This is a genomic window from Paenibacillus sp. FSL R5-0473, from assembly GCF_038004565.1.
GTDB lineage: Bacteria > Bacillota > Bacilli > Paenibacillales > Paenibacillaceae > Paenibacillus > Paenibacillus amylolyticus.
The window spans coordinates 5885545-5911499 of record NZ_JBBORL010000001.1 but is presented as its reverse complement, the minus strand read 5'-3'; the positions used below and the strand labels follow the sequence as shown (position 1 = coordinate 5911499).

The 25955-nt window shown below is 46.5% G+C and carries 19 protein-coding genes, 3 rRNA genes and 1 riboswitch; of the genes, 20 read left to right on the top strand and 2 right to left on the bottom strand.

The genetic code is table 11. The features are described 5' to 3' along the window. Positions 1–273: 273 nt before the first annotated feature. From gyrA to MKY28_RS26055, 6 genes are all read left to right on the top strand, one after another. Positions 274–2838 carry a DNA gyrase subunit A gene (gyrA, locus tag MKY28_RS26080; protein ID WP_036612002.1) on the top strand — a complete coding sequence of 855 codons (2565 nt, stop codon included), beginning with the start codon at positions 274–276 and terminating at the stop codon, positions 2836–2838. A gap of 222 nt (positions 2839–3060) precedes the next feature. Continuing rightward, positions 3061–4179, top strand: a complete 1119-nt coding sequence (locus tag MKY28_RS26075) for an HD-GYP domain-containing protein (RefSeq protein ID WP_340937384.1) — start codon at positions 3061–3063, stop codon at positions 4177–4179. A gap of 466 nt (positions 4180–4645) precedes the next feature. Beyond that, positions 4646–6198 (top strand): 16S ribosomal RNA (locus MKY28_RS26070). Positions 6199–6567: 369 nt separating this feature from the next. Then, positions 6568–9493: ribosomal RNA gene (locus tag MKY28_RS26065) — 23S ribosomal RNA — on the top strand. Positions 9494–9571: 78 nt separating this feature from the next. Then, positions 9572–9688 (top strand): 5S ribosomal RNA (gene rrf / locus MKY28_RS26060). Together the 16S, 23S and 5S rRNA genes form the textbook arrangement of a ribosomal RNA operon. 212 nt (positions 9689–9900) lie before the next feature. Beyond that, complete coding sequence (locus MKY28_RS26055) at positions 9901–10341, top strand: hypothetical protein (protein WP_017691399.1); 441 nt, start codon at positions 9901–9903, stop codon at positions 10339–10341. Positions 10342–10983: 642 nt separating this feature from the next. Here the strand turns inward: MKY28_RS26055 and MKY28_RS26050 are convergent. Further along, on the bottom strand, positions 10984–11508 hold the full coding sequence (locus MKY28_RS26050) for a hypothetical protein (protein ID WP_340937383.1): 525 nt from the start codon (positions 11506–11508) through the stop codon (positions 10984–10986). A 500-nt stretch (positions 11509–12008) separates the two neighbouring features. Here MKY28_RS26050 and MKY28_RS26045 point away from each other — a divergent pair, with 500 nt between their 5' ends. The 12 genes from MKY28_RS26045 (at position 12009) to rsmI (ending at position 21977) form a co-directional block, all read left to right on the top strand. After that, the gene (locus MKY28_RS26045) at positions 12009–12194 is read left to right on the top strand and encodes a sigma factor G inhibitor Gin (RefSeq protein WP_017691396.1); all 186 of its coding nucleotides are present in this window, start codon (positions 12009–12011) and stop codon (positions 12192–12194) included. A gap of 258 nt (positions 12195–12452) precedes the next feature. After that, on the top strand, positions 12453–14279 hold the full coding sequence (locus tag MKY28_RS26040; protein WP_340937382.1) for an aminotransferase class I/II-fold pyridoxal phosphate-dependent enzyme: 1827 nt from the start codon (positions 12453–12455) through the stop codon (positions 14277–14279). A 560-nt stretch (positions 14280–14839) separates the two neighbouring features. Beyond that, positions 14840–15217, top strand: coding sequence for a CidA/LrgA family protein (locus MKY28_RS26035; RefSeq protein ID WP_076329926.1), 378 nt, complete (start codon positions 14840–14842; stop codon positions 15215–15217). Continuing rightward, positions 15187–15879: an LrgB family protein gene (locus tag MKY28_RS26030; RefSeq protein WP_051449580.1), complete on the top strand. Its 693-nt coding sequence runs from the start codon at positions 15187–15189 to the stop codon at positions 15877–15879. Before MKY28_RS26035 ends, MKY28_RS26030 begins: the two co-directional genes overlap by 31 nt. Positions 15880–16096: 217 nt before the next feature. Next, positions 16097–16744 (top strand): dTMP kinase, encoded by a 648-nt coding sequence (tmk, locus tag MKY28_RS26025; protein WP_340937381.1) that lies wholly within the window; start codon positions 16097–16099, stop codon positions 16742–16744. 61 nt (positions 16745–16805) lie between these two features. Next, positions 16806–17135: a cyclic-di-AMP receptor gene (locus MKY28_RS26020; RefSeq protein ID WP_017691391.1), complete on the top strand. Its 330-nt coding sequence runs from the start codon at positions 16806–16808 to the stop codon at positions 17133–17135. Between the two features lie 342 nt (positions 17136–17477). Continuing rightward, entirely contained in the window at positions 17478–17921 is a 444-nt protein-coding gene (locus tag MKY28_RS26015; RefSeq protein WP_017691389.1) for a YaaR family protein, read from the top strand. A 9-nt stretch (positions 17922–17930) separates the two neighbouring features. Then, a complete protein-coding gene (gene holB, locus MKY28_RS26010; RefSeq protein WP_036606132.1) occupies positions 17931–18902 on the top strand; it encodes a DNA polymerase III subunit delta' in 972 nt (323 codons plus the stop codon). A gap of 117 nt (positions 18903–19019) precedes the next feature. Beyond that, positions 19020–19820, top strand: a complete 801-nt coding sequence (locus MKY28_RS26005; RefSeq protein ID WP_017691387.1) for a PSP1 domain-containing protein — start codon at positions 19020–19022, stop codon at positions 19818–19820. 28 nt (positions 19821–19848) lie between these two features. Continuing rightward, positions 19849–20217 (top strand): DNA replication initiation control protein YabA, encoded by a 369-nt coding sequence (gene yabA / locus MKY28_RS26000; RefSeq protein WP_017691386.1) that lies wholly within the window; start codon positions 19849–19851, stop codon positions 20215–20217. A gap of 95 nt (positions 20218–20312) precedes the next feature. Continuing rightward, positions 20313–21092: a tRNA1(Val) (adenine(37)-N6)-methyltransferase gene (locus MKY28_RS25995; RefSeq protein WP_036606131.1), complete on the top strand. Its 780-nt coding sequence runs from the start codon at positions 20313–20315 to the stop codon at positions 21090–21092. After that, positions 21093–21977 (top strand): 16S rRNA (cytidine(1402)-2'-O)-methyltransferase, encoded by an 885-nt coding sequence (gene rsmI, locus MKY28_RS25990; RefSeq protein WP_036606130.1) that lies wholly within the window; start codon positions 21093–21095, stop codon positions 21975–21977. It begins immediately after the preceding gene. A gap of 282 nt (positions 21978–22259) precedes the next feature. Here rsmI and MKY28_RS25985 read toward each other — a convergent pair whose 3' ends face one another. Beyond that, complete coding sequence (locus tag MKY28_RS25985) at positions 22260–22514, bottom strand: AbrB/MazE/SpoVT family DNA-binding domain-containing protein (RefSeq protein WP_024633700.1); 255 nt, start codon at positions 22512–22514, stop codon at positions 22260–22262. A gap of 317 nt (positions 22515–22831) precedes the next feature. On the opposite strand from MKY28_RS25985, the gene MKY28_RS25980 reads away from it, so the two are divergent. Then, entirely contained in the window at positions 22832–24109 is a 1278-nt protein-coding gene (locus tag MKY28_RS25980) for an HD domain-containing protein (RefSeq protein WP_340937380.1), read from the top strand. 332 nt (positions 24110–24441) lie between these two features. Beyond that, positions 24442–25212, top strand: coding sequence for a TatD family hydrolase (locus tag MKY28_RS25975; RefSeq protein ID WP_179087975.1), 771 nt, complete (start codon positions 24442–24444; stop codon positions 25210–25212). Positions 25213–25453: 241 nt separating this feature from the next. Beyond that, positions 25454–25707: riboswitch (cyclic di-AMP (ydaO/yuaA leader) on the top strand. The last annotated feature ends 248 nt before the right edge of the window (positions 25708–25955 follow it).

Genomic DNA, 25955 nt, shown 5'->3' with positions numbered 1-25955 from the left:
GGCTTTAGCCTCGGTAGGCACAGTACATATGCCGTTTTTCTAGCATTGTATGTGCAATTGGGGAGGAAGGCAGGGCGTATCCCCAGACACGCAGAAGTTCCCGGAAGAAAGGCTATTGCCCAGCGGACGTTTAATTGTGTAACTTTTGTGAAAGTAATATAATAAAGAGTAGCGTTCTTGCGCGGTTTTAGCCTTGTTAGGCTTTTCACATATAATCAACTTTTTTGCATGACGGAATGGAACGTTTGTTGAAGGACAAGAAGGAGGTCCAGCATGGCGGAAGAAATGAACTCTCAGATTACAGATCGGGATATAGGCGTCGAGATGCGTGAATCGTTTATGGATTATGCGATGAGCATCATCGTTAGCCGTGCCTTACCTGACGTGCGTGATGGATTGAAGCCGGTTCACCGGCGTATTCTGTACGCGATGTCAGAGCTTGGCATGACACCCGATAAACCACATAAAAAATCAGCCAGAATCGTCGGCGAAGTTATCGGTAAGTATCACCCACACGGTGACTCTGCTGTTTACGAGACGATGGTACGGATGGCACAGGATTTCTCCCTGCGTTATATGCATGTAGATGGACATGGTAACTTTGGATCGGTCGATGGTGATATGGCAGCAGCCATGCGTTATACCGAAGCACGTTTGTCCAAGATTGCTATGGAAATGCTCAGAGATATCAACAAGGATACGATTGATTTCCAACCAAACTATGACGGTGAAGAACATGAGCCAATCGTTCTGCCTGCTCGTTTTCCTAACTTGCTTGTCAATGGGGTCGGCGGGATCGCGGTAGGTATGGCTACCAATATTCCTCCTCATAACCTGGGTGAGGTCATTGATGGTGTACAGGCCATGATTCAAAATCCGGACATTACATCCATGGAACTCATGGATTACATTCAAGGACCAGACTTCCCTACGTCCGGCTACATTTTGGGCCGTTCAGGCATTCGCCAGGCGTATCAGACCGGACGTGGTTCAGTAACGATGCGGGCTAAAACCAACATCGAAGAGAATAACAACAAGGCACGAATTATCGTTACAGAGTTGCCTTATCAGGTAAACAAGGCGAGACTCGTTGAGAAAATCGCCGAGTTGGTACGTGATAAAAAGATTGATGGTATTACTGACCTTCGTGATGAGTCTGACCGTAATGGTATGCGGGTTGTAATTGAACTTCGCAGAGACGTGAATCCGGGGGTTGTCCTGAACAACCTGTACAAACATACATCGATGCAATCCACTTTCGGGATTAACATGCTTGCGATTGTTAATAAAGAACCTAAAATTCTGAACTTGCGTGAAGTGTTGTATCACTACCTGCAGCATCAGATTGAGGTTATTCGCAGACGTACGCAGTTTGAACTGAAAAAGGCTGAAGCTCGTGCACACATTCTAGAAGGTTTACGTATTGCGCTGGATCATATCGACGAGATTATTACGTTGATTCGTTCATCCAGTAATGCGGATGCAGCAAGAGAAGGTTTGATTGAGCGCTTCTCACTCAGTCATGATCAGGCTCAAGCTATTCTCGATATGCGTTTGCAACGCCTCACAGGTCTGGAACGCGAACGTATTGAAAATGAATATAACGAACTGATGGTCAAAATCAGAGAGTATCGCGAAATTCTGGCCAATGAGCATCTGGTGCTTGAGATTATCAGTACGGAACTGCAAGAGATCCGCGACCGCTTCAGCGATGATCGTCGTACAGAGATCACTGTAGGTGAAGAGAGTATTCTGGATGAGGACCTGATTCCACGTGAAGAGGTTATCATTACGATTACTCATACAGGCTACGTGAAACGTCTGCCGGTATCCACATACCGCAGCCAGAAACGTGGTGGACGTGGAGTCGTGGGTATGGATACGAAAGATACCGACTTTGTCGAGCATCTGTTTGTGACCAACTCCCACAATTACCTCATGTTCTTCACTGACAAAGGTAAAGTGTACCGTCTCAAAGCTTACGAGATTCCAGAGCTTGGACGTACCGCACGGGGAACGCCGATTATCAACCTGATCCAGATCGAGCAGGGCGAATCGGTCAATGCCGTAATTCCGGTCCAGGAATTCGAAAGTGACAGATACTTGTTCTTTGCTACCCGCCAAGGGGTTGTGAAGAAGACGCCACTTGAGGATTACACCAATATTCGCAAAGGCGGCTTGATCGGTATTTCCTTACGTGATGATGACGTTCTGATCGATGTTAAGCTGACCGATGGATTGCAAGAGATCATCATGGGTACAGCTCACGGAATGTCTATTCGATTCTCGGAAGGTAACGTACGTTCTATGGGACGTAGCGCAACCGGGGTCAAAGGGATTACATTGGATGAACAGGATGCTGTTATCGGCATGGATGTAGTTGATAAAGAGCTTGATGTTCTGATCGTTACAGCCAAAGGTTACGGTAAACGTACACCTGTCAGTGATTATCGGATGCAGACTCGTGGCGGTAAAGGGATCAAGACTATTAATGTCACAGAGAAGAACGGCTCAGTAGTCAGCCTCAAAATGGTTAAAACCGAAGAGGATCTGATGATTATCACGTCCAGCGGTACGTTGATCCGGATGAGCATGGAAGGCATATCCACTATGGGTCGATACACGCAGGGTGTGAAGCTGATTCATATTCGTGACGAGGATTCAGTAGCTACAGTCAGCCGAATTGACAAAAATGAAGAGGAACCAGACGATGAGTCGCTTGAAGGCTTGGAAGGCGAGGAGTCCCAAGCTCCGGAAGTAAGCTTGGAAGAAGGCACCGTTTCTGACGCTGAGGTTAATGAAGTTGAGGGCGACGACGATTCCGGTTCGGAAGCATAAAATAGAATTTTATAAAGACTGATCTCTTTGAGATTGGAAGAAGATTGCGAGGGCTCCCACCGGGAGCCCTTTTGTTTGTATAAAGGAATCTCTTCTTTTATTCTTTCGAATCTGGGATGTACAGCCTGATTCCTGAGTAATATAATGGGAAATATCATGAAAAACCGGGACTATGGTCTTGTTTGTATTAACATAGAAGAACGATGAGTGAGGGGAATACACATGGGATTAATCACCCTGTCAGAAGTCAAACCAGGACTCAAACTTGGGAGTGATGTGCAAACACTTCGCGGCAACGTTCTGCTTCAGAAGGGAAAAGTCATTTTACCCAAGGATATGGAAGTGCTCAGAGCCTTTATGATTCAACAGGTAGATATTGAACAAGAAAGAACGGTGTCGAGTAGTACAGGAACCAAAGGTGCATCTGTGCCCGCAGGAAGTTCTGCCAATGATAACAATGGTGAACGGGCAGGGAAGACAGGGAACGTCACCACAGCTCCTGTAGTAACGTCTTTGCAGGATGAGTATGAGAAGATGGTCGGACTAACGAAAAATGCTTTCCTGTCCTCTCTGGCGGCTGAATTACCGGTCTATGAGTTACGTACACAGTTGGAGGCTGTGTTTGCACATCTCAAACAATATAATGTGCTTACCTTCAGTCCACGAGTAATGCAAGAACATGATTATGTATATCACCATGCCGTACTGAGTGCGATCACATCCTATCAACTGGCTCAATGGATCGATCTCCCCTCCAAGGATTGGATGCAAGTGGCTTTTGCAGGCTTGTTCCATGATATTGGTAACAACAAGGTAGATCCGCAGATTCTCCATAAACCATCCACGTTGACGGCTACAGAGCAAGAAGAGATTCGTCAGCATACGAAATATGGTTATCAGATCCTTAAACAGGCAAAGGCCATTAATGAGGGAACCAGACTTGCAGCTTTGCAGCATCATGAAAAAGTGGATGGTTCAGGCTACCCGTTGCAGCTTAGTGGGACGCAGATTCATATTTATGCCAAGATTGTAGCTATCGCTGATATTTTCCACGCCATGACGCTGGAGAAGATCTACCGCAAGGCACAATCACCATACCTAGTCCTAGAACAGATCCAAAGTGAGGCATTTGGGAAATTGGACCCTGCAATCGTAAGTGTATTTGTTCAACGGTCGACCCAGATCCATAATGGCATCCGAGTGAAACTCAGCAATAACCAGATTGGAGAGATCGTATTCTCTGATCGAGATCATCCTACACGGCCTATGGTGTCAGTAGAAGGAACCATCATTAACCTGATGCAGCAACGGCAACTTCATATCCAAGAGGTTATCGGATAACAATAGATATTAAAGTAACTTGATGAGAGGGCCTTTCTTTTATAGAGAGGCTTTTTACGTGAGATAAATGTGGAAGTGTAGAAAAAACAGAAAGATTGTAGAGTTATATATAATTACTCAAAAAAAGACTTGCATTCAAAATCTCTACATGGTATATTCTAATTCCGGCCAAGAAAACACGGTTTACACGGTGCGGCAAGCGAATGAAATAAGCTTCGAAAGAAACTTAAAAAAAGAGCTTGCAAAGTTGGTTCGGATGTGATAAGATATAAAAGTTGCTGAAGAGAACGACATTCGGTAACGAAATAAGTTTGATCTTTGAAAACTGAACAACGAGTGAGTAAACATTCTGCTTGCAGAATGAACGCGAAAGTTTGAGACAAGCCTTGGCTTGAATCGACTGGAGCACAAATGAGATTTTTAATCTCGTCAGATTCAAAATGAGCTTATCGCTCTTTTCAATACTTTATTGGAGAGTTTGATCCTGGCTCAGGACGAACGCTGGCGGCATGCCTAATACATGCAAGTCGAGCGGACTTGAAGAGAAGCTTGCTTCTCTGATAGTTAGCGGCGGACGGGTGAGTAACACGTAGGCAACCTGCCCTCAAGTTTGGGACAACTACCGGAAACGGTAGCTAATACCGAATAATTGTTTTCTTCGCCTGAAGGAAACTGGAAAGACGGAGCAATCTGTCACTTGGGGATGGGCCTGCGGCGCATTAGCTAGTTGGTGAGGTAACGGCTCACCAAGGCGACGATGCGTAGCCGACCTGAGAGGGTGATCGGCCACACTGGGACTGAGACACGGCCCAGACTCCTACGGGAGGCAGCAGTAGGGAATCTTCCGCAATGGGCGAAAGCCTGACGGAGCAATGCCGCGTGAGTGATGAAGGTTTTCGGATCGTAAAGCTCTGTTGCCAGGGAAGAACGCTTGGGAGAGTAACTGCTCTCAAGGTGACGGTACCTGAGAAGAAAGCCCCGGCTAACTACGTGCCAGCAGCCGCGGTAATACGTAGGGGGCAAGCGTTGTCCGGAATTATTGGGCGTAAAGCGCGCGCAGGCGGTCATTTAAGTCTGGTGTTTAATCCCGGGGCTCAACCCCGGATCGCACTGGAAACTGGGTGACTTGAGTGCAGAAGAGGAGAGTGGAATTCCACGTGTAGCGGTGAAATGCGTAGATATGTGGAGGAACACCAGTGGCGAAGGCGACTCTCTGGGCTGTAACTGACGCTGAGGCGCGAAAGCGTGGGGAGCAAACAGGATTAGATACCCTGGTAGTCCACGCCGTAAACGATGAGTGCTAGGTGTTAGGGGTTTCGATACCCTTGGTGCCGAAGTTAACACATTAAGCACTCCGCCTGGGGAGTACGGTCGCAAGACTGAAACTCAAAGGAATTGACGGGGACCCGCACAAGCAGTGGAGTATGTGGTTTAATTCGAAGCAACGCGAAGAACCTTACCAGGTCTTGACATCTGAATGACCGGTGCAGAGATGTACCTTTTCTTCGGAACATTCAAGACAGGTGGTGCATGGTTGTCGTCAGCTCGTGTCGTGAGATGTTGGGTTAAGTCCCGCAACGAGCGCAACCCTTATATTTAGTTGCCAGCACTTCGGGTGGGCACTCTAGATAGACTGCCGGTGACAAACCGGAGGAAGGTGGGGATGACGTCAAATCATCATGCCCCTTATGACCTGGGCTACACACGTACTACAATGGCCGGTACAACGGGCTGCGAAATCGCGAGATGGAGCCAATCCCAACAAAGCCGGTCTCAGTTCGGATTGCAGGCTGCAACTCGCCTGCATGAAGTCGGAATTGCTAGTAATCGCGGATCAGCATGCCGCGGTGAATACGTTCCCGGGTCTTGTACACACCGCCCGTCACACCACGAGAGTTTATAACACCCGAAGTCGGTGGGGTAACCGCAAGGAGCCAGCCGCCGAAGGTGGGATAGATGATTGGGGTGAAGTCGTAACAAGGTAGCCGTATCGGAAGGTGCGGCTGGATCACCTCCTTTCTATGGAGAATCGTTTCCTGCAACGGAAACATTCAAATAAGCAGGTTCTTAGAACCTGCAACAGCGATTCATTTCGGTCCGTCACTTCGGTGTGGATGAAATGAAGAGCACAAGCAACTCACTCGTTGCTCAGTTTTGAGAGCTCAAACTCTCAAACAGCTTGCTTTTGCATGGAGCTTGTTCTTTGAAAACTAGATATCGAAACGAAACAAACGCGAATTAGAACATTCCTTTTTAGCTGAACTTGTGTTAAACAAGTTTCAATAAAAACGGTAGTCAAATTGCTTTTGTGATGGTATCGGGTGAGAGCGACTTTTGGCTTTGCGCAAGCAAAACAAGGGAAGCGAGCGACCGAAACCGGAACAAAATGGTTAAGCTACTAAGAGCACACGGAGGATGCCTAGGCGCTAGGAGCCGATGAAGGACGTGGCGAACAACGAAACTGCCTCGGGGAGCTGTAAGCAAGCTTTGATCCGGGGGTGTCCGAATGGGGAAACCCAGCTGGGGTAATTTCCAGTTACTCATAACTGAATACATAGGTTATGTAGAGGCATACCAGGGGAACTGAAACATCTAAGTACCCTGAGGAAGAGAAAACAATAGTGATTCCGTCAGTAGCGGCGAGCGAACGCGGAGAAGCCCAAACCAGAGAGCTTGCTCTTTGGGGTTGTGGGACGTCTCACATGGAGTTACAAAGGAACCGGTTAAGCGAAGAGGTCTGGAAAGGCCCGCCAAAGAAGGTAAAAGCCCTGTAGTTGAAAGTCTGTTCCCTCCGAGACGGATCCCGAGTAGTGCGGGGCACGTGAAACCCCGTATGAATCCGGCAGGACCATCTGCCAAGGCTAAATACTTCCTAGCGACCGATAGTGAAGCAGTACCGTGAGGGAAAGGTGAAAAGCACCCCGGAAGGGGAGTGAAATAGAACCTGAAACCGTGTGCTTACAAAAAGTCAGAGCCCGTTTTAGGGGTGATGGCGTGCCTTTTGTAGAATGAACCGGCGAGTTACGTTCCCGTGCAAGGTTAAGGTGAAGAGCCGGAGCCGCAGCGAAAGCGAGTCTGAATAGGGCGATGTAGTACGTGGACGTAGACCCGAAACCGGGTGATCTACCCCTGTCCAGGGTGAAGGTGCGGTAACACGCACTGGAGGCCCGAACCCACGCATGTTGAAAAATGCGGGGATGAGGTGGGGGTAGCGGAGAAATTCCAATCGAACTCGGAGATAGCTGGTTCTCCCCGAAATAGCTTTAGGGCTAGCCTCGGAAAACAGAGTCGTGGAGGTAGAGCACTGATTGGGTGCGGGGCCCGCAAGGGTTACCAAGCTCAGTCAAACTCCGAATGCCATAGACTTACTTCCGGGAGTCAGACAGTGAGTGCTAAGATCCATTGTCAAAAGGGAAACAGCCCAGACCATCAGCTAAGGTCCCCAAGTGTGTGTTAAGTGGGAAAGGATGTGGAGTTGCACAGACAACCAGGATGTTGGCTTAGAAGCAGCCACCATTGAAAGAGTGCGTAATAGCTCACTGGTCGAGTGACTCTGCGCCGAAAATGTAACGGGGCTAAACACACCACCGAAGCTATGGCTTGATGCTTTGCATCAGGGGTAGGGGAGCGTTGTATAAGGGTTGAAGGTGTACCGTAAGGAGCGCTGGACATTATACAAGTGAGAATGCCGGTATGAGTAACGAAAAGATCAGTGAGAATCTGATCCGCCGAAAGCCTAAGGGTTCCTGAGGAAGGCTCGTCCGCTCAGGGTAAGTCGGGACCTAAGGCGAGGCCGAAAGGCGTAGTCGAAGGACAACAGGTCGAAATTCCTGTACCACCGTAAGCCGTTATGAGCAATGGGGGGACGCAGTAGGGTAGTGACGCGGACTGATGGATGTCCGTCTAAGCAGTAAGGCTGATGTGTAGGCAAATCCGCACATTGTAAGGCTGAGCTGTGATGGGGAGCGAAAATTATAGTAGCGAAGGTCATGATCTCACACTGCCAAGAAAAGCCTCTAGCCAGGTGATGGTGCCCGTACCGCAAACCGACACAGGTAGGCGAGAAGAGTATTCTAAGGCGCGCGGAAGAACTCTCGTTAAGGAACTCGGCAAAATGACCCCGTAACTTCGGGAGAAGGGGTGCCCCGGTAGTGTGAATAGCACGAGGGGGCCGCAGTGAAAAGGCCCAAGCGACTGTTTAGCAAAAACACAGGTCTGTGCGAAGCCGTAAGGCGAAGTATACGGGCTGACGCCTGCCCGGTGCTGGAAGGTTAAGGGGAGTGGTTAGGAGCAATCCGAAGCTGTGAACCGAAGCCCCAGTAAACGGCGGCCGTAACTATAACGGTCCTAAGGTAGCGAAATTCCTTGTCAGGTAAATTCTGACCCGCACGAATGGCGTAACGACTTGGGCGCTGTCTCAACGAGAGATCCGGTGAAATTTTAATACCTGTGAAGATGCAGGTTACCCGCGACAAGACGGAAAGACCCCATGGAGCTTTACTGCAGCTTGATATTGAATTTGGGTACGATCTGTACAGGATAGGTGGGAGCCTTTGAAACGTGAGCGCCAGCTTGCGTGGAGGCAACGTTGGGATACCACCCTGATCGTATCTAGGTTCTAACCTGGTACCGTAATCCGGTGCGGGGACAGTGTCAGGTGGGCAGTTTGACTGGGGCGGTCGCCTCCTAAAGAGTAACGGAGGCGCCCAAAGGTTCCCTCAGAATGGTTGGAAATCATTCGAAGAGTGCAAAGGCATAAGGGAGCTTGACTGCGAGACCTACAAGTCGAGCAGGGACGAAAGTCGGGCTTAGTGATCCGGTGGTACCGCATGGAAGGGCCATCGCTCAACGGATAAAAGCTACCCTGGGGATAACAGGCTTATCTCCCCCAAGAGTCCACATCGACGGGGAGGTTTGGCACCTCGATGTCGGCTCATCGCATCCTGGGGCTGAAGTAGGTCCCAAGGGTTGGGCTGTTCGCCCATTAAAGCGGTACGCGAGCTGGGTTCAGAACGTCGTGAGACAGTTCGGTCCCTATCTGTCGTGGGCGTAGGAAATTTGAGAGGAGCTGTCCTTAGTACGAGAGGACCGGGATGGACGTACCGCTGGTGTACCAGTTGTTCCGCCAGGAGCACCGCTGGGTAGCTATGTACGGACGGGATAAACGCTGAAAGCATCTAAGCGTGAAGCCCCCCTCAAGATGAGATTTCCCAGTATGTAAGACCCCTTGAAGACGACGAGGTAGATAGGCTGGGGGTGGAAGTGCAGCAATGCATGGAGCTGACCAGTACTAATCGGTCGAGGGCTTATCCAATAGCAAGTTGTCATTCGCATGTTTCGTTTCGAATCTAGTTTTCAGAGAACGATCTCTGAATGTAAGCTAAGCTATGCGTTTGGTGGCGATGGCGGAGGGGTTCCACACGTACCCATCCCGAACACGACCGTTAAGCCCTCTAGCGCCGATGGTACTTGGACCGCAGGGTCCTGGGAGAGTAGGACGCCGCCAAGCAAAGAACCACTGCCGATGTTATTCGGCGGTGGTTTTTATTTGTTTATAAGAATTAAATATGATAAGTGGAAGCTCTGACATGATCGATACTGGAAGGTAACATTTTTGTTACGGATAACAGCGGCAAAACCAGTATAATAGGACTATGTTAAATATGCTAAAAGTACCTGACCACAGAGCTGGAATGTGCAGCTGTGAAAAGGAGGGTGTGTGTGTTAAGTTGGCGGAGACTTGGACTACAATCATTTCTGTTGCTTTGTCTGACCGTTGTTCTAGCAGGATGCGGTGAAGCTTCAGGATCTGTATGGACTTCATATGAAGGCGCGGTGAACGAGAAGAGTTTTCCGGTGCCGAAAGTAGCGAATAAATCTGACCAGTCTGAAAATAATTCGGATATGGATTATGTTCGATATACGCTGTCTGGTATTAGTGAGAGTACTAGCTTGCCTGAGGTATATCTAGACGAGATTAAAAGCTGGGGTTGGACAGAGAGGCAAGCCAAGGGTACATCCAATGAATCCAGTACCTTGCGTGTATTTGCAAAGGAAGGACATACTGTGCATTTAGCAGTACATGATGGTTCCTTTACACTAATGGTTCCTAGAAATGATGCTACTCAAACGACAGTTAAATCATTGGCTGAAGATGATTAAGCTGGTTCAAGTATGGTTTGGTATGATTAATTAACGCTGTGATGTTCCTTATAATATAGTAAAGCTCCCGTGTACATGATCGGGGGCTTTTTGTTATTTGGCGAAGTAGGCTTTAGTAATGATGGGAGAACCTATCACGTATGGTGGATCAGAGGTCATACAGGTTTAGAAGGAATGGGGCAGCTTCTTATGTACACGTATAGGTGGTATTTGTGCTTGAAGCATAGGGGAGTGTAGAGCGCTAAAAGTAGAGGGGGAGAGATATAAGTTGCATAAAGGTATTGAGGTAATGAAAGGCTGATGGAAGCGACCATAAGGGGGATAGAGCTGAGACTGAGTGAGAGATCGCTTAAAGGTGTAAGATCTACGAGATATCTGGGGTTATGAGGATATGGAGCAGCGGGAGGAAAAGAGGAGAAGAACGGAGCCACGAGTGGGGATAACTCATTTAACTATGCCCATGCTGTGGATAATGGATGAGAAGGGAACAATAAATAAAGGTTATCCACAGTGGATAACCTTTATTTGCGCATATGAGGAACGATACACGATTATGTTTTTGCATCAGATTATTCGAAGGGCTCAGCGGTTATGTATTACAAGTAAGCACGGTACATTGAGTATTGCATAAATGAGGGAGTGTTATTGCAGATAATATGAGACATCTTGTTCATTCAATTTGATGAGTCCGTCTTTACGCTCACGGGAGAGAACCATTACAACATACAAGCGAGGACCCAGCAACCACAAATGCCAGAAGATCAGCGAGAGGGTGAAGGACAATGGCGACGATATCAAACATACTGTAATGATACATAATCCAATCCAGCTCATGTTAAGGTGTACCCGGACAAACATACGGAAGCTAAAATGCTGATCAGGAATATAACCTAACCAGGGCATACGCATATTCCAGCGCCAGCGTTTGGCGTAAGAGGTACGGACCAGAAGTAATATCGTTCTGGCGATGACATAATGAATCCAGATGGTGATTGGACCTGCCAGTACAAAAAAGAAGAGGCCAGTCCAGGAGAATGCGAGTAGATTGAATAAGAGCATGATGACCGGCAGACACAGATAGCTGTAAATGACACTGCGGGCGATAGCCTTTTTTTTCAGAAGCCGGTATTGATAAAATGTTGCTTTATTCTCCGGTTCGGCGATCATACGATTATATATCCTCCTTCGGATTCACGTTTGTGTGGGGTAGGTATTCGTTTTTCTTACACGAGTAAAAGGGAATGAATCATGCATGTATGTATATATGAACCTTGTATCTCACGCCATAACGATTGTACAAGATATTGAGATTCGACGGAGCTTATCTCAGTATACTCCCGAATACACGGACTGTCAGGCTTTGATATCGTTATCATGTATTATATATCGGCTGGGATTCCAAGTTTTTTTAAGGAAATTAAATATAAGTTTGAGTCAGGCCAAGGGATACGTGATGTAGAGGTAAATGCGATGGAATGTAGGATAACTGTATATACATAAGCAGGTGAATGTTCTTGTAGGGAGAATGAATGTATTTTTCGGTACAGACACCCAAGAGGGGGTGGGCGAATATATATATTTTATAGAAAGAAAGCACTATGAAAATGTATAAAATAATAGAAACTGTGCAATACTGATAGTAAACGTAAAACAAGGTGGGATGGTTCATGGAAGAACATGCCGAACACACATGTATTATCTGCGAGCAAAGAAAAAGAGAAGGCATTTTTATTGTATCTGAATTCATATGTGACACTTGTGAAGCAGAAATGGTTCATACCGACGCGCAGGATGCCAAGTACAATTATTTTATTCATCAAATGAAGCAAATTTGGGTACAAAAAAACGCATAATAAATGTTGCTAATAGAAGTAGAAGCGAAACATCACATTGTAACGATGCTGATGTGTATAGAGGCCCAATGGGCCTTTTTCTGTTTTTAAGAGGAGAGATTGTCTTGTATGCCATCTTGGGAAGGCGTATGCTGATATAATGGTATAGATCATTTGCAGTAACGCGTGTGGAGATGGGGGAAGAAGTGAGTTCCTTGGATTAGGAAGCATTTTGAAGCGCATAGGACGCACATAATATATGTACAGGATGGTTATTTCATGGAACATAAAAATAAATCAAGTAGAGCCCCTTTATATGAAGCGTTGCTTGCGTATCGTGATTCGAAGCAGCGTTCTTTTCATGTGCCTGGGCATAAGAATGGACAAGCTTATCGACATTTGGTAGAACAAGCAGAAGCAGGGCAACCTCCAGTTAAGGATATCGTCAATGAGGAACACCAGCACAACGGTGAGATTCAGAATGATGGAGGAAAGAATGTTAACCAGAAGGTAGAGCGTTTCAGTTCGGTGGATGAACATGGGGCTGATCTGGAGAGCGGGAAACATTTTGGTGACGAGGGGGTTCGTTCGGAAATAGAACTGGTACCAGATAGTTCATTCCTGGAGATGATGGAGATGGATGTTACGGAGATCACGGGCACCGACGATTTGCATCATCCAGAAGGTGTAATCCAGGAAGCACAGGAACTTGCGGCAGATTGTTTTGGCGCTGAGGAGAGTTTCTTCCTTGTGGGAGGTAGTACTGCAGGTAATCTGTCTTTATTGCTAACTGTGTGTGATGAGCCGAATAGTATTGTACTGGTGCAACGGAATGTGCACAAATCCGTTATTCACGGGTTAATGCTGGCGGGCGCAAGAGCTGTATTTCTGGAGCCGTGGGTCGATCCTGCGTCTGGACTTGCGGTCATGCTGTCTGTGGAGACGGTTCAGGCTGCTGTCCAGTCCTACCCTGAGGCAAAGGGCGTGTTAGTCACGTTGCCCAATTATTACGGCATGGGCGCTGATCTGACGCCCATAGCCGAGGTATGCCACGCCGCTGGCATGCCATTGCTCGTGGATGAAGCGCATGGCGCGCATTATGGGCAGCATCCGGAGCTGCCTGTCTCTGCACTGTCATGCGGAGCAGACGGTGTCGTGCAGTCGACACATAAGATGCTGACGGCCTTCACCATGGGTGCCATGCTGCACATTCAGGGACCACGGTTAAACCGGTCCCTGTTAAGGCAGCGTCTGGCCATGGTGCAAAGCTCAAGCCCATCATACCCGGTGATGGCTTCGCTTGATCTGGCGCGCCGGCTGCTTCACGTGCAGGGCGCGAACACCTTCACGGCGGGGCTCGCCGCCGTGAATGCCTTTAAGCGCGGCCTCGCGGAGCTGCCGCGCTTCCAGTTGCTGCAGCCTGCACAGCCGCTGCAGCCAGAACCGCCAGCCGGAACAGCGAAGCCGGCTGGCATGTCCGTGTCCGCTGCGCAGCAGATACGGAAGGGCCTGACCGCGGCGGCGATGCCAGCTGCCGCGGGGTATACCGCTCAGGACCCATTCAAGGCCGTCATCTATGACGGCGCAGGGGTGCTGAGCGGTTATGGGCTACAGCAGCAGCTGGAAGCATGCGGCTGTGTGCCTGAGATGAGCGACGAACGGTACGTCGTCTTGCTCTTCAGCCTGGGCTCAACGGTGGAAGATGCTCAGCACCTGTTGCAGGCTTTACACCATATCAGCTCTACCAATGGGCATGAGCTGAACCAATCCAATACAGAGCCATCGCAACAGATTGCGAAAGGTTCGGCACATTATATTTCCACGTGGAACAATTTACAAGAAACCACTCGCTACTCGGAACCGATCTCCTTCACACTGCAACCAATTGTGGAGACGAATACGATCAATGTGCAGATAGAAGAAAGCGTAGGCTGTCGATCAGCTGAGATGGTAGTCCCGTATCCTCCAGGGATTCCGCTTGTATATCCGGGTGAACGTATTAGTACATCGATGGTGGCTCGTATACAACTCCTGCGGGATGAGGGTGCAAAATTTCATGGGGTATCCGATGCATCTCTACAGTCATTGAAGGTTATGAAGGAATGAAGGGAACACATGAGGATCTGAATTGCATTCACCAATAGGTAGGCAATATGACCAATACGGATAGCGATACTGGACCCTACACATGTGAGGGTCTCTTGGTCATTAATCTAGTTGCTAGGGCGTGTCTTCAAAATCAGGCATGCAATACGTTGAAGGATGTCAGGGTCCAACAGCTTGAAGTCAAGGATTGCTGATCCTGGCGAATTGTCCAGACGATTTTCTAAGAAACCGAGGACGTCTTATTTAGCCTTCGAGTCCTCCTTTTATTTTGTAAGGAACCTGAGACACGTTATTAACCATATTGACCTAACAAACACGCTGTAAACGGCTGGTTATTCCAATATACCGTGTTTCAGATTCCTTAGATTGCTGCGGGCGCTTCAAATCGCTGAATAAGACGTCACAGGGTCGTTAGCCCTCCCGCTCCGTGCCCTGCTCCAGACACATTCAGTTTGAAGACACGCTTTAGTTCAACTTATAGAGATAGACATAAGAAAGAAGGGAACAATTTGGGTATTCCGCTAAAAAAATATACAGGAATAGTCCTGCAAGTTTTGTTGATGTACGGTTTTTATTGGATTGGAAACTTGATTCAAGCTGTATTACATCTGCCGTTAACAGGCAGTATTGTGGGCATGCTGGTATTGTTTGTCACCATTCAACTGGGATGGATCAAAATGAGCTGGGGAGAAGAAGGGTCGACGTGGCTTCAATCTCATCTGCAATTGTTGTTCATTCCGCCAACTGTGGGCATTATTAATCATTTTGATTTTTTTAGAGCCAACACATTGTTATTGGTACTTGGTTTGATTGTTAGCACATTAATCACATGTCTGATATCTGCCAAATTAAGTGAGTGGCTTATGACATGGAGATCGTCTCATTCAGGCAAAAAGGAGGCGATCACTTGTCAGCATTCATCCTCGGAATTGGAATGATCGCGCTAACCATCGCTGTATATATTCCAGCCACTCGTCTATATAAAAGGCTGAAATGGCCAATCCTTATGCCTGTACTCACAACGACTGCCATACTGATCCTGATCTTGGTAATCTCCGGTATAAAGCTGGATACGTACATGCTGGGTGGAAAATGGATACAGGAGCTCTTGGGTCCAGCAGTTGTATCGCTCGCTTTTCCCTTGTCCAGACATCTGCATGTTCTGAAGCAAAATATCATTCCAATTGTGGGTGGAACAATCGGAGGCAGTATTACAGGTGTCTCCACAGGTGCTTTAATCGCCATTCTGCTCGGTTATCCGCAAGAGATGGTCATCGCTTTATTGCCAAAATCAGTGACAACTCCTGTGGCTATTCAACTCGCTAATCAGGTTGGGGGGAATGCCTCATTCACATCGCTGTTTGTGATGATTGCAGGATTCTCAGGGATATTATTGGGGCCGATGCTCTTGAAATGGGCCAAGGTCCGCAGTAAACATGCCTATGGAATTGGACTGGGTTCAGCATCTCATGCCCTCGGCATGGCAAGGTCTTTTGAATATGGAGAGAATGCGGTAGCCCTCAGTTCAGTTTCCATGATTGTCAGTGCTATTGCCGGATCAATTATGCTTCCATTATGGGTATGGATTATCTACGGTTGAACGCTTTACTTTGTTGTTCATGTTGGAGTAACCGCTGACCTATAGTATGATAGAAAGAAACAAGCTTGTATGATCTTGGTGTTATTAATACGTACCGATATAGCTGTAGTTATACACCTCTGGGCGGGGGATATCATATCTTGTAGTAAGAGGGTCTAAGCATATTCCATTACAGCAGCAATAGATGCAATTATCGACATAGAAAGCAGGGAAGCATATGCAGGGCAGAGGTAAATTCATTACGCTGGAAGGGGGAGAGGGTTCCGGTAAAACAACGATGATCGGTAGAATAGGTTCTTATTTTGAAGAACGGGGTATACCTTACGTAGTTACGCGAGAGCCTGGTGGAATTGAGATTGCGGAGAAAATACGTTCAATTATTCTGGACCCTCTTCATACGGCAATGGATGCTCGAACCGAAGCGCTATTGTATGCAGCTGCACGCAGCCAGCATCTGGCGGAGAAAGTAGAGCCTGCGCTGAGAGCTGGAAAAGCAGTCATCTGTGACCGATTTGTCGATAGCAGTCTGGTCTATCAAGGATACACCCGTGGACTCGGGATAGAGAATGTATGGGCCATTAATCGTTTTGCGATTGGTGATCTCATGCCGGATGTAACCTTATATCTGGACATTGAGCCTGAAGTGGGGCTTGCCCGGATCGATGCTCATGATGGCCGCGAAGTGAACCGTCTGGATCTGGAAAATCTGGAGTTTCACCGTAAAGTGCGAGAGGGTTACTTCCTATTAAAAGAGCAGTTCCCGGAACGAATCAGAGTTATCGATGCTTCCATGAAGCAGGAGGATGTCTTGGCAGCAATGATTTTGTCGCTGGAGACAGGGATTTTGAAGGATTTTGACGAGTAATTGTCTAATATATAGACAGGGCATTTGATAAAGGTGCTTATTCTAAAGGAGGTTATGCAGGATGAAACTGATTGTTGCGATTATACAGGATAAAGACAGCAACCGATTATCCAGCGCATTGGTCAAAGCAAACTTTCGGGCGACGAAGCTTGCCAGTACGGGCGGATTTTTGAAGGCAGGCAACACGACGTTTATGATCGGTGTCGATGATGGTCAAGTCGAATCCGTAATGAACGTCATTCGCAGCAGCTGTAAGGTTCGTGAACAGCTCGTGACTCCGGTCACACCGATGAGTGGAACAACCGACTCTTACCTGCCGCTACCTGTTGAAGTTCAAGTAGGCGGAGCTACTGTATTTGTTCTCCCGGTAGATCGCTTCGAACATTTCTAATTAAACCTATTGCATGGATCCCATGAGGGTCCTTCATGATCGATAGCATGTTGGAAACGATGGATGCAAGAAGAGTTAACAGAGTTCGTGCGTGCCACTTACGGAACGCCTTTCTTGACGAGAAGAATCAGCATACTCTTTCCGGATGAGCATTTCCCAGCTGGGAATGGTTCCTTTCGGAAAGAGGTTGACTACAAAGAACAAGTCCTTGATGGTGATGTGTATCTACCATTATATATAGAGTGTGATCAGCATATATAAAAGCCTCATTCTCACGCACAGGCGCAACGCGCACTGTGCTGATGGGCGATTGGCTAACTATGATAGAAAGCGGGCGTATCCATGAAAATCAATCCTGGATTCAGACCGATTCAGAGCGGGATCAGTTCTACTGATTCAGGTTCCAAACCGGTTCAATCCAAAAATTTCTCTGATATGATGAATCACCAGGGGGAACGGGCCTCACAAGCTGAACTGAATCGCCGGTTTAGTGAAATCCAGCTTCAGGGAGATCGCTTGGCACGTTCCATGACGATTCGTGAACTGAAGGCGTATAAGCAACTTGTTAAAAGGTTCCTGGAAGAGACCGTTCGTCGCGGTGTATCCATGAAAGAGACAAGGGGTTGGGATCGTCGTGGCAGAGGTAAGCGGTATAAGCTGATTGATGAAATTGACTCCGCTCTGTTATCCATGGCTGATGAATTGCTGGATACAGAAGAAGGAAAAATCTCTCTATTACAACAAGTAGGCGAAATTCGGGGGATGCTTATTAATTTAAGCTTCTGAGGAGGAAGTATGTCCTTTCAACAGATTATGGGTCAACAAGCGGCCAAGAAAATGTTACAAAGCAGTTTGAGACGTAAGGCAATAAGCCATGCGTATTTGTTTAGCGGTCCAGCTGGTAGCGGGCAACGGAAGACGGCAATTACCTTTGCCAAGGCAATATTCTGTACAGAGCTTGAAGATGACGCTTGTGGGCAGTGTCTTGAATGTCGTAAGGTAGATCATGGTAACCATCCGGATCTAACCATGCTTGCACCAGATGGAAACAACATTAAAATAGATCAAATCCGGGATCTGCAACGTATCTTTTCATACCGATCAGAGGCAGGCCATCCCAAAGTATATATTATAGAACAAGCCGAAAAAATGACGGTGCAGGCAGCAAACAGTTTGCTCAAATTTCTGGAGGAACCGCAGGTACCAGCAGTCGGCATCCTGATTACAGATAATGGACAGGCCATGTTGCCAACGATCCGATCACGCTCCCAATTGGTACCGTTCAGCGCACTGAATCCGGAAGAGATGCTGCAATCACTAATTGAGGAAGGGCACCCTGCCAATCTGGCTCGCTCTGCCGTCCATTTAGCGTCAGGATTGGAAGCATGTAGAGAAATTCTCCAGCAGAATTGGTTTGCAGAAATTAGAAACGTAATGTTACAATTAGGGAAGGAGTCCCTGGGTAGAGGAAGTACATCATTGATCTCTGCACAGCAGAAGCTTTTTAAAACCGGACTCTCTGAACACCTGGACATGCTGCTTAGTTTGTTCCATCTATGGTTTAGGGACATGCTGTATGTTCAGTACGATAGGCATGAACATATCGTTTTTATAGATCAGTTAGACATGTTATCTCAGTTGGCACATACCCGCAGCACAGAGCAGTGGGTCTCCTATATGGATATGGCCGCAGCATGCAGAAAAAAATTGCGTTTCAACGTCAATGGCCAGCTTTGTCTGGAGCAATTTTTGATCGGTTTGGCATAAGACTGGGAGAGGGCAAAGTTAGCTCCAATCATATGCAAACGGTTATAACTTCGGCCGGTTCCCTAAGAAGACGGGGCTTCAGACGAAGTGGGGTTGGCTTACAAGGGGGTTAATTTTTTGTACAGTGTAGTGGGTGTCCGTTTCAAAAAAGCGGGCAAAATTTATTACTTCGATCCCCTGGACCTTCCCATTGAGAAAGAAAACTGCGTTATCGTGGAGACAGCGCGGGGGGTTGAGTACGGTAAGGTTGTCGTAGGTAAGAAGGAAGTGGGCGAGTCCGATGTGGTGTTGCCGCTGAAGAAAGTCATCCGCGTTGCGGGCGATACAGATGCCCGTGTGGTTGATGAGAACAAACGTGCAGCCAAAGAAGCATTCGGTACTTGTTTAAATAAAATCAAAGACCATGGCCTCAAAATGAAGCTGGTCGATGTGGAATTTACGTTTGATCGCAATAAAATTATATTTTATTTTACAGCTGAAGGAAGAGTTGATTTCCGGGAGCTGGTCAAGGATCTGGCAAGCATATTCCGGACACGAATCGAGCTGAGACAGATTGGTGTACGTGATGAAGCGAAGATGCTTGGCGGAATCGGACCTTGCGGCCGTGTGTTGTGTTGTTCTTCCTGGCTGGGAGACTTTGAGCCGGTATCAATCAAGATGGCTAAAGATCAGAGCCTGTCACTGAATCCGACGAAAATTTCAGGGTTGTGCGGAAGACTCATGTGCTGTCTGAAATTTGAGCATGATAACTATGAAAGTGTGAGAGAAGAACTGCCAGCTGTAGGCAAATTGGTCGTCACCTCATTGGGTGAAGGAAAAGTTGTCGGAATTAATGCCGGTAGCCGCACAGTCCATGTTCAACTGTTCGACATCAGTAAAGTCAAAGAACTTCCGCTGGATGACGTCGTTATCAAGTAAACCATAAAGGTTGCTTCGGGGTGGAAACTTGGAAAAGAAAAATCTGTTTACGCACATTCATGAAATGGAAACCCAACTGGGTCAGTTGCACGGTGATTTAGGAGAGTTAAAAATGATTGTGAAGGAGCTGCTTGAGGATAATCAGCGGCTTACCATCGAGAATGAGCAGTTACGCAAACTGCTCAAACGTGAGGCTCCGGCAGATCTGCCGATCTCTTCAGCACTCGCTCCTGTAGCAAGACCAGCAGGTCCGGCTACAGGCGAGGATGTTGTGGGTGAAGGGTATGATAATCTGGCCCGGTTGTATCACGAAGGCTTCCATATCTGCAACGTCTATTATGGACATTTGCGGACGGAAGGCGATTGTCTGTTCTGCCTGTCTTTTTTGAATAAATGAAGTGACCGTAGGGATCCCCTACGGTTTTTTTTCAAGGTTATAAACCTAAACTAAACAAACATGAGATATAGAGTACCGGAGGATGAGCGTAACATATGGAAGAAAATGAAGTTGTGTTACATGAGTCAGAGCGGATTGATGATCTGCTCTCTCATGATCTGAGAATCATTCAAAGTGATGAAGTGTTTAGTTTTTCGATGGATGCCGTATTATTAGCCCGGTTTGCTTCCGTACCTAAACGGGGTCGTATACTTGATTTGTGTACGGGTAACGGGGTGGTTCCCATTTTGCTTACAACGCGTACGCAGGCTAGTCTGGAAGGGATCGAGATTCAGCCACGTTTGGCTGATATGGCGCGTCGCAGTGTGCAATTAAATGCATTGGATGAGTCGATTATGATTCGTGAAGGTGATTTGCGAGAACTCGTGAAAGAAACAGGACATGCTGTATACGATGCAATAACGGTTAATCCTCCATACATGCCTCTGAATGGCAGTGACCTCAAGATGAACACACATCAGGCAATGGCACGTCATGAAATCGGATGTACCCTGGAAGAAGTGATTCAGGCTTGCAGTCGACTTGTACGTAATGGCGGCAAAGTATCGATGGTTCATCGTCCACAGCGCCTTGCAGAGATTATCTCACTCATGCGCGAATATAAGCTGGAACCAAAAAGGATTCGGATGGTACATCCCCGTGCTCATTTGGAAGCCAACATGGTGTTAATTGAAGGAATGAAAGATGGTAAACCGGAAGTTAGGATGCTTCCTCCACTCATTGTCTACAATGAAGAGGGGAAATACTGCGAAGAGATTATGGATATTTACTATGGTCAGCAACATGCTGAGCGTACTACGAAAGGAGGGCTTTAGATGACTTTGCATATTCAAAAAAGCTATGCGGAGCAGCCTGAAGGATCAGGCAAGCTCTATCTGGTTGGAACACCCATTGGTAATCTGGAGGATATGACCTTCCGTGCCATCAAGACATTGCAGAGTTGTGACATCATTGCAGCAGAAGATACACGCCAGACCCGAAAGCTGCTTACCCATTTTGAAATTACACCTTCGATGCTGTTTAGTTATCATGAGCATAATAAGGGGGCGAGTGGACCTGAACTGATACGCTATATAATAGAAGGAAAAAATTTGGCACTCGTCAGCGATGCCGGTTTGCCAGCTATTTCGGACCCTGGTTCTGACCTTGTACAGCTTGCACTGGAAGCCGGAATAACGGTCATTCCCATCCCGGGGCCCAACGCTGCGTTGTCTGCTCTGATCGTGTCCGGATTACCGACGGAGCGTTTTACATTCGGCGGTTTTTTGCCGCGGGAGAAAAAGGACATGCGAAAAGTGCTGGAGGCTTTTGACGAATCCAACGGGACTTTGTTATTTTATGAATCGCCTCACCGTATTCGGAAAACATTAGTCCACCTTGAAGAAATTCTGGGTGATCGCTCGATTGTCCTGGCTCGTGAACTAACCAAGCGTCATGAAGAATTCGCAAGGGGTACTGTGAGGGAATGCATAGACTGGCTTGAAGAGCATCCACCTCTTGGCGAGTACTGCTTGCTGGTAGAAGGCATTAAGGAAGAGGAGCGTAAGGCTGAGCGCGAAGCATGGTGGCAGCTCATGTCACTCGCGGATCATGTCAGCCATTATGAGGGTGAAGGACATAACCGCAAAGATGCAATGAAAAAAACGGCTACCGATCGCGGTCTGGCGAAGCGTGATGTATATAATGCATTAATCGAGTAGTAATCTAACCAAATATCTTCTGTTGTGGGGAACATAACCTGAAAAGAAGCTTATATCCAACCTTAGTGGAATATTAAAAAGAGCAGAGTGGCTAAAAAAAATTCCGAACAAAATTCATCGTTCTCTCCCAGTTCGCGTGTGACAGAATCATTTTGGGTAATGGAACCCATAACAAGGCAAAAAAATACCTTCCGCGGTGGGGTTCACACCGGGAAGGTCATTAAGGAATATTAAAAAGGTTAGAAATAACAATTTAGATAAGTCCAGTATACCTGGTTTTTCTTATTTTGTCACAGGTGCAGGGATTTCGGAAATACATTCGTTACAAACAATTTTACCTTTGAAGTAAGTAACGTTCTCTGCATTACCACAGAAGATACAAGCAGGCTCGTATTTTTTCAACATGATGCGCTCGCCGTCAACGTAGATTTCCAGAGCATCTTTTTCACCAATACCGAGCGTACGGCGCAATTCAATTGGAATAACTACCCGTCCCAGTTCGTCCACTTTTCTTACAATACCTGTTGATTTCATCATTATAATCAGTGCTCCTCTCAGCTAACTATCTTTGTCATTATTCGACATTATTTTATGTTTTATGATACTCATCATACCAACGATTCCCAAATCAGTCAACCTTAAAATTAGCTTAAAATTAAGGCTGTTTTTCACAAGGTTACTGGTGGTAAGGGATTGGAAGCCATTTTTCGCATTTAAACCTCAATGTCAGCTTTGTCGATTTGGAAAACGACAAAACTACTTCATTCGACAAAGTTCGTCATATGGTGTCGAATCTTAGGTGAATCGCAGAGCTCAAAGCGTTAATATAAAAGAAATTAAAGGAGTGAGTCGACATGGAACAACGTTTAACGGAAGAGAAAGTATTCAAAGATCCGGTACATAATTATATCCACGTGCAAGATCCGGTTATATGGCAGTTAATTAACACCCCGGAATTTCAGCGTTTACGCCGGATTCGTCAACTGGGTACTTCTTACCTTACCTTTCACGGAGCAGAGCATAGTCGGTTCTCACATTCACTAGGTGTTTATGAGATCACACGCAAGATCATCTCTCAATTTGAAAGAAGTCATTATTCGGATTGGCCGAAGGAAGAAAAGATTGTAGCTCTGTGTGCAGCTCTACTTCATGATCTCGGGCATGGGCCATTCTCTCACTCCATCGAGGAAGCTTTTGACATGAATCACGAAGATTGGACTTGTCGCATTATTACAGGTGATACCGAAGTAGGGGCGATCTTAAGACGGTATGCTCCTGATTTTCCTGAGAAAGTAGCGTCTGTCATTCAAAAAACGTATGAAAAGCCGATTGTGGTGAACTTGGTGACCAGTCCGCTTGATGCAGACCGAATGGATTATTTGCTCAGGGATGCCTATTTTACAGGTGTAAATTACGGCACGATTGACCTTGATCGTATCCTTCGGATGCTGCGTCCTTATCATGGGCGGATTGTAGTCAAGGAGTCAGGCATGCATGCTGTGGAGGATTACCTAATGTCTCGGTATCAGATGTATTGGCAGATTTACTTCCATCCGGTAACTCGTAGTTCTGAAATTATATTGCGGCAAATATTCAAGCGAGCGAAAACACTCCTACAACATGGTTTTCAATTCCGCTTCATGATTGATCCACTCCCTCAATTATTTGAAGGAGAATTATCCGTGGATGAATATTTGCAGTTGGATGAAGCATTAATTCAGACGGCATTTATGCAGTGGCGCAAGGAGGACGATACTGTTCTGAGTGAGTTATGCGAACGTTTTATGGATCGCAAGTTATATAAGTATGTAGAGCTTGAACAGGTCGACTTGACAATGATGGAAGAGATTCGGGAAGCTTTTGTACAGGCTGGCCTCGATCCCGAATATGATCTTGAAATTGATTTTCCTTCGGATAATCCGTATGATGTGTTTCGTCCGGATGAATCCACAGATAAGCAGATTCTTCTTCTGGATCGACAGGACAATTTACGTGAGTTGTCAGAAGTATCTGACATTGTCCGTTCCATCAGTGGGCTTCACCGAGGGAAACATCATTTGTATTACCCGCAAAACAAGGTGGATGCGATTATTCACGAATTACCGTCACATATACGCCCCTATTTCTTGTAATCGTGTGGGTATAATCCGATGAAGAATTTCGATATCAAAACACTTTCTAAAAGAGCTATTTTCCATGATACAGTAATCTGCTTTAATGGGGAGTATATGTAGATCGACATAATTTTGTAAATGCAAGTAGACAGAATGAGCACAATCAACAATATATAGATCAGAATATCCGTATATCTTCTATATATTGTATTTGTGAAGAAACAAACGTAATGATGTAATACACAGATACCCAAAATGTTTTATGTATGAGTCATTGAATTATTGAATTTTACAAATTGGATTTTGAAAAAGAAGATAGTCGTTATTTCGACATGAAGGGAGATACAGACATGATGCTGTTCGACACACATACACATCTGGATGCACCACAATTCGACGAGGACCGCGAGGACATGATTCAGCGTGCTGTGGATGCAGGAGTTGGTCGCATGATCAACATTGGCTTTAACCGGGAGACAATTCCAACCACAATGAAACTTGCCGAAACGTATGACTTTATATATGCAGCTGTAGGGTGGCATCCCGTAGATGCGATCACAATGCAGGAGGGCGATTTGGAGTGGATTGCATCTTTATGCAAGCATGAAAAAGTGGTTGCAATCGGTGAGATTGGATTGGATTATCACTGGGATACTTCACCAAAAGAAATACAGCATCGCGTATTACGACAACAAATTGCTTTGGCGCGTGAAGTGAACATGCCAATTGTCATCCATAATCGGGATGCACATGAGGATATCATAAGAATTTTGCGTGAAGAGAAGGCGGGCGAAGTTGGTGGTGTGATGCACTCGTTCTCGGGCAGCTGGGAAACAGCAAAAAGTTGTCTCGATATGGGCTTCCATCTCTCCTTCGGAGGACCGATCACATTCAAAAATGCAAAGCAACCCAAAGAGGTGCTGGAGAAGGTTCCTATGGATCGGTTTTTCATTGAAACAGATGCTCCATATTTGACACCGCACCCTTATCGTGGGAAGCGAAATGAGACAGCGCATGTACGTCTGGTTGCAGAGGCAGCTGCGGAAATTAAAGGCATTTCGGTGGAGGAAATTGCTGCAATAACAACCAAAAATGCCATGGAACGATTTGGGATTCGTTAAAAAAACGAGCAAATGAGGTGAAAAAGGCAGGTAAGCGGAGGTAATTTGCCCTTTGATCCAAATAAATCAAGAATATTACAATATTTTAACCAAATATTCAGAAAAACGTACTTGATCAACGCTTTACAACATGCATCAAAACAGGATATCATCTTTTCAGTGAATTGTTGTGCGGAAAATTGGACAGATGTTCGGGGGATGAACAAAGGGACACTTTCCGATGAAACAACATTACTTTCATGAATCAGTCTCGCTGAGTCTCCGTTATCGGAGAGCGGGGGAACCAATAGGGCTTAAACATCGGTGTATTTGGCCGATGCGCAACGTTCGCTGACCCAAAAGCAGCGAAGGGAACTGCGAAGCCGTATTTGATTTCTTCTTTGGGTCTCGGGGTGAATTCAAGGGCGTCCGCCATGAGCGGGTGACCCAAGATAGGGCGGCTCTCTTTCGCCCGAACCCGACAGCTAACCTCGCAAGCGGAAAAAGAGAGGCAACCTCGTGCATGAATTTCCGATATTCAGAATCATTCGGAAGCCACGAAAGAGTTCCTCTTACACTCTTTCTTTGGCTTTTTTGTTTTTGAATAAAAGAAATATTGTCATCATACGGTAGGTATTCAGGAGGATGACATCATGTTGCGAAGATTGATTCATGGTGCAGAACCGGATTATGTTGGTCCAATCTGTGTTCTGTAGAAAATTTGGTATAGTCACGTCAAAGACATCATGCATTACTTTAGACGG

Bases quoted from the DNA above. Each gene is read 5' to 3' on its own strand.
- MKY28_RS26050 (WP_340937383.1), bottom strand. From the start codon at position 11,508: ATGATCGCCGAACCGGAGAATAAAGCAACATTTTATCAATACCGGCTT.
- MKY28_RS25975 (WP_179087975.1), top strand. From the start codon at position 24,442: ATGATGCTGTTCGACACACATACACATCTGGATGCACCACAATTCGAC.
- rsmI (WP_036606130.1), top strand. From the start codon at position 21,093: ATGACTTTGCATATTCAAAAAAGCTATGCGGAGCAGCCTGAAGGATCA.
- MKY28_RS26015 (WP_017691389.1), top strand. From the start codon at position 17,478: ATGAAAATCAATCCTGGATTCAGACCGATTCAGAGCGGGATCAGTTCT.
- MKY28_RS25995 (WP_036606131.1), top strand. From the start codon at position 20,313: ATGGAAGAAAATGAAGTTGTGTTACATGAGTCAGAGCGGATTGATGAT.
- MKY28_RS25985 (WP_024633700.1), bottom strand. From the start codon at position 22,514: ATGATGAAATCAACAGGTATTGTAAGAAAAGTGGACGAACTGGGACGG.
- MKY28_RS26040 (WP_340937382.1), top strand. From the start codon at position 12,453: ATGGAACATAAAAATAAATCAAGTAGAGCCCCTTTATATGAAGCGTTG.
- MKY28_RS26045 (WP_017691396.1), top strand. From the start codon at position 12,009: ATGGAAGAACATGCCGAACACACATGTATTATCTGCGAGCAAAGAAAA.
- MKY28_RS25980 (WP_340937380.1), top strand. From the start codon at position 22,832: ATGGAACAACGTTTAACGGAAGAGAAAGTATTCAAAGATCCGGTACAT.
- gyrA (WP_036612002.1), top strand. From the start codon at position 274: ATGGCGGAAGAAATGAACTCTCAGATTACAGATCGGGATATAGGCGTC.
- holB (WP_036606132.1), top strand. From the start codon at position 17,931: ATGTCCTTTCAACAGATTATGGGTCAACAAGCGGCCAAGAAAATGTTA.
- MKY28_RS26035 (WP_076329926.1), top strand. From the start codon at position 14,840: ATGTACGGTTTTTATTGGATTGGAAACTTGATTCAAGCTGTATTACAT.
- tmk (WP_340937381.1), top strand. From the start codon at position 16,097: ATGCAGGGCAGAGGTAAATTCATTACGCTGGAAGGGGGAGAGGGTTCC.
- MKY28_RS26020 (WP_017691391.1), top strand. From the start codon at position 16,806: ATGAAACTGATTGTTGCGATTATACAGGATAAAGACAGCAACCGATTA.
- MKY28_RS26075 (WP_340937384.1), top strand. From the start codon at position 3,061: ATGGGATTAATCACCCTGTCAGAAGTCAAACCAGGACTCAAACTTGGG.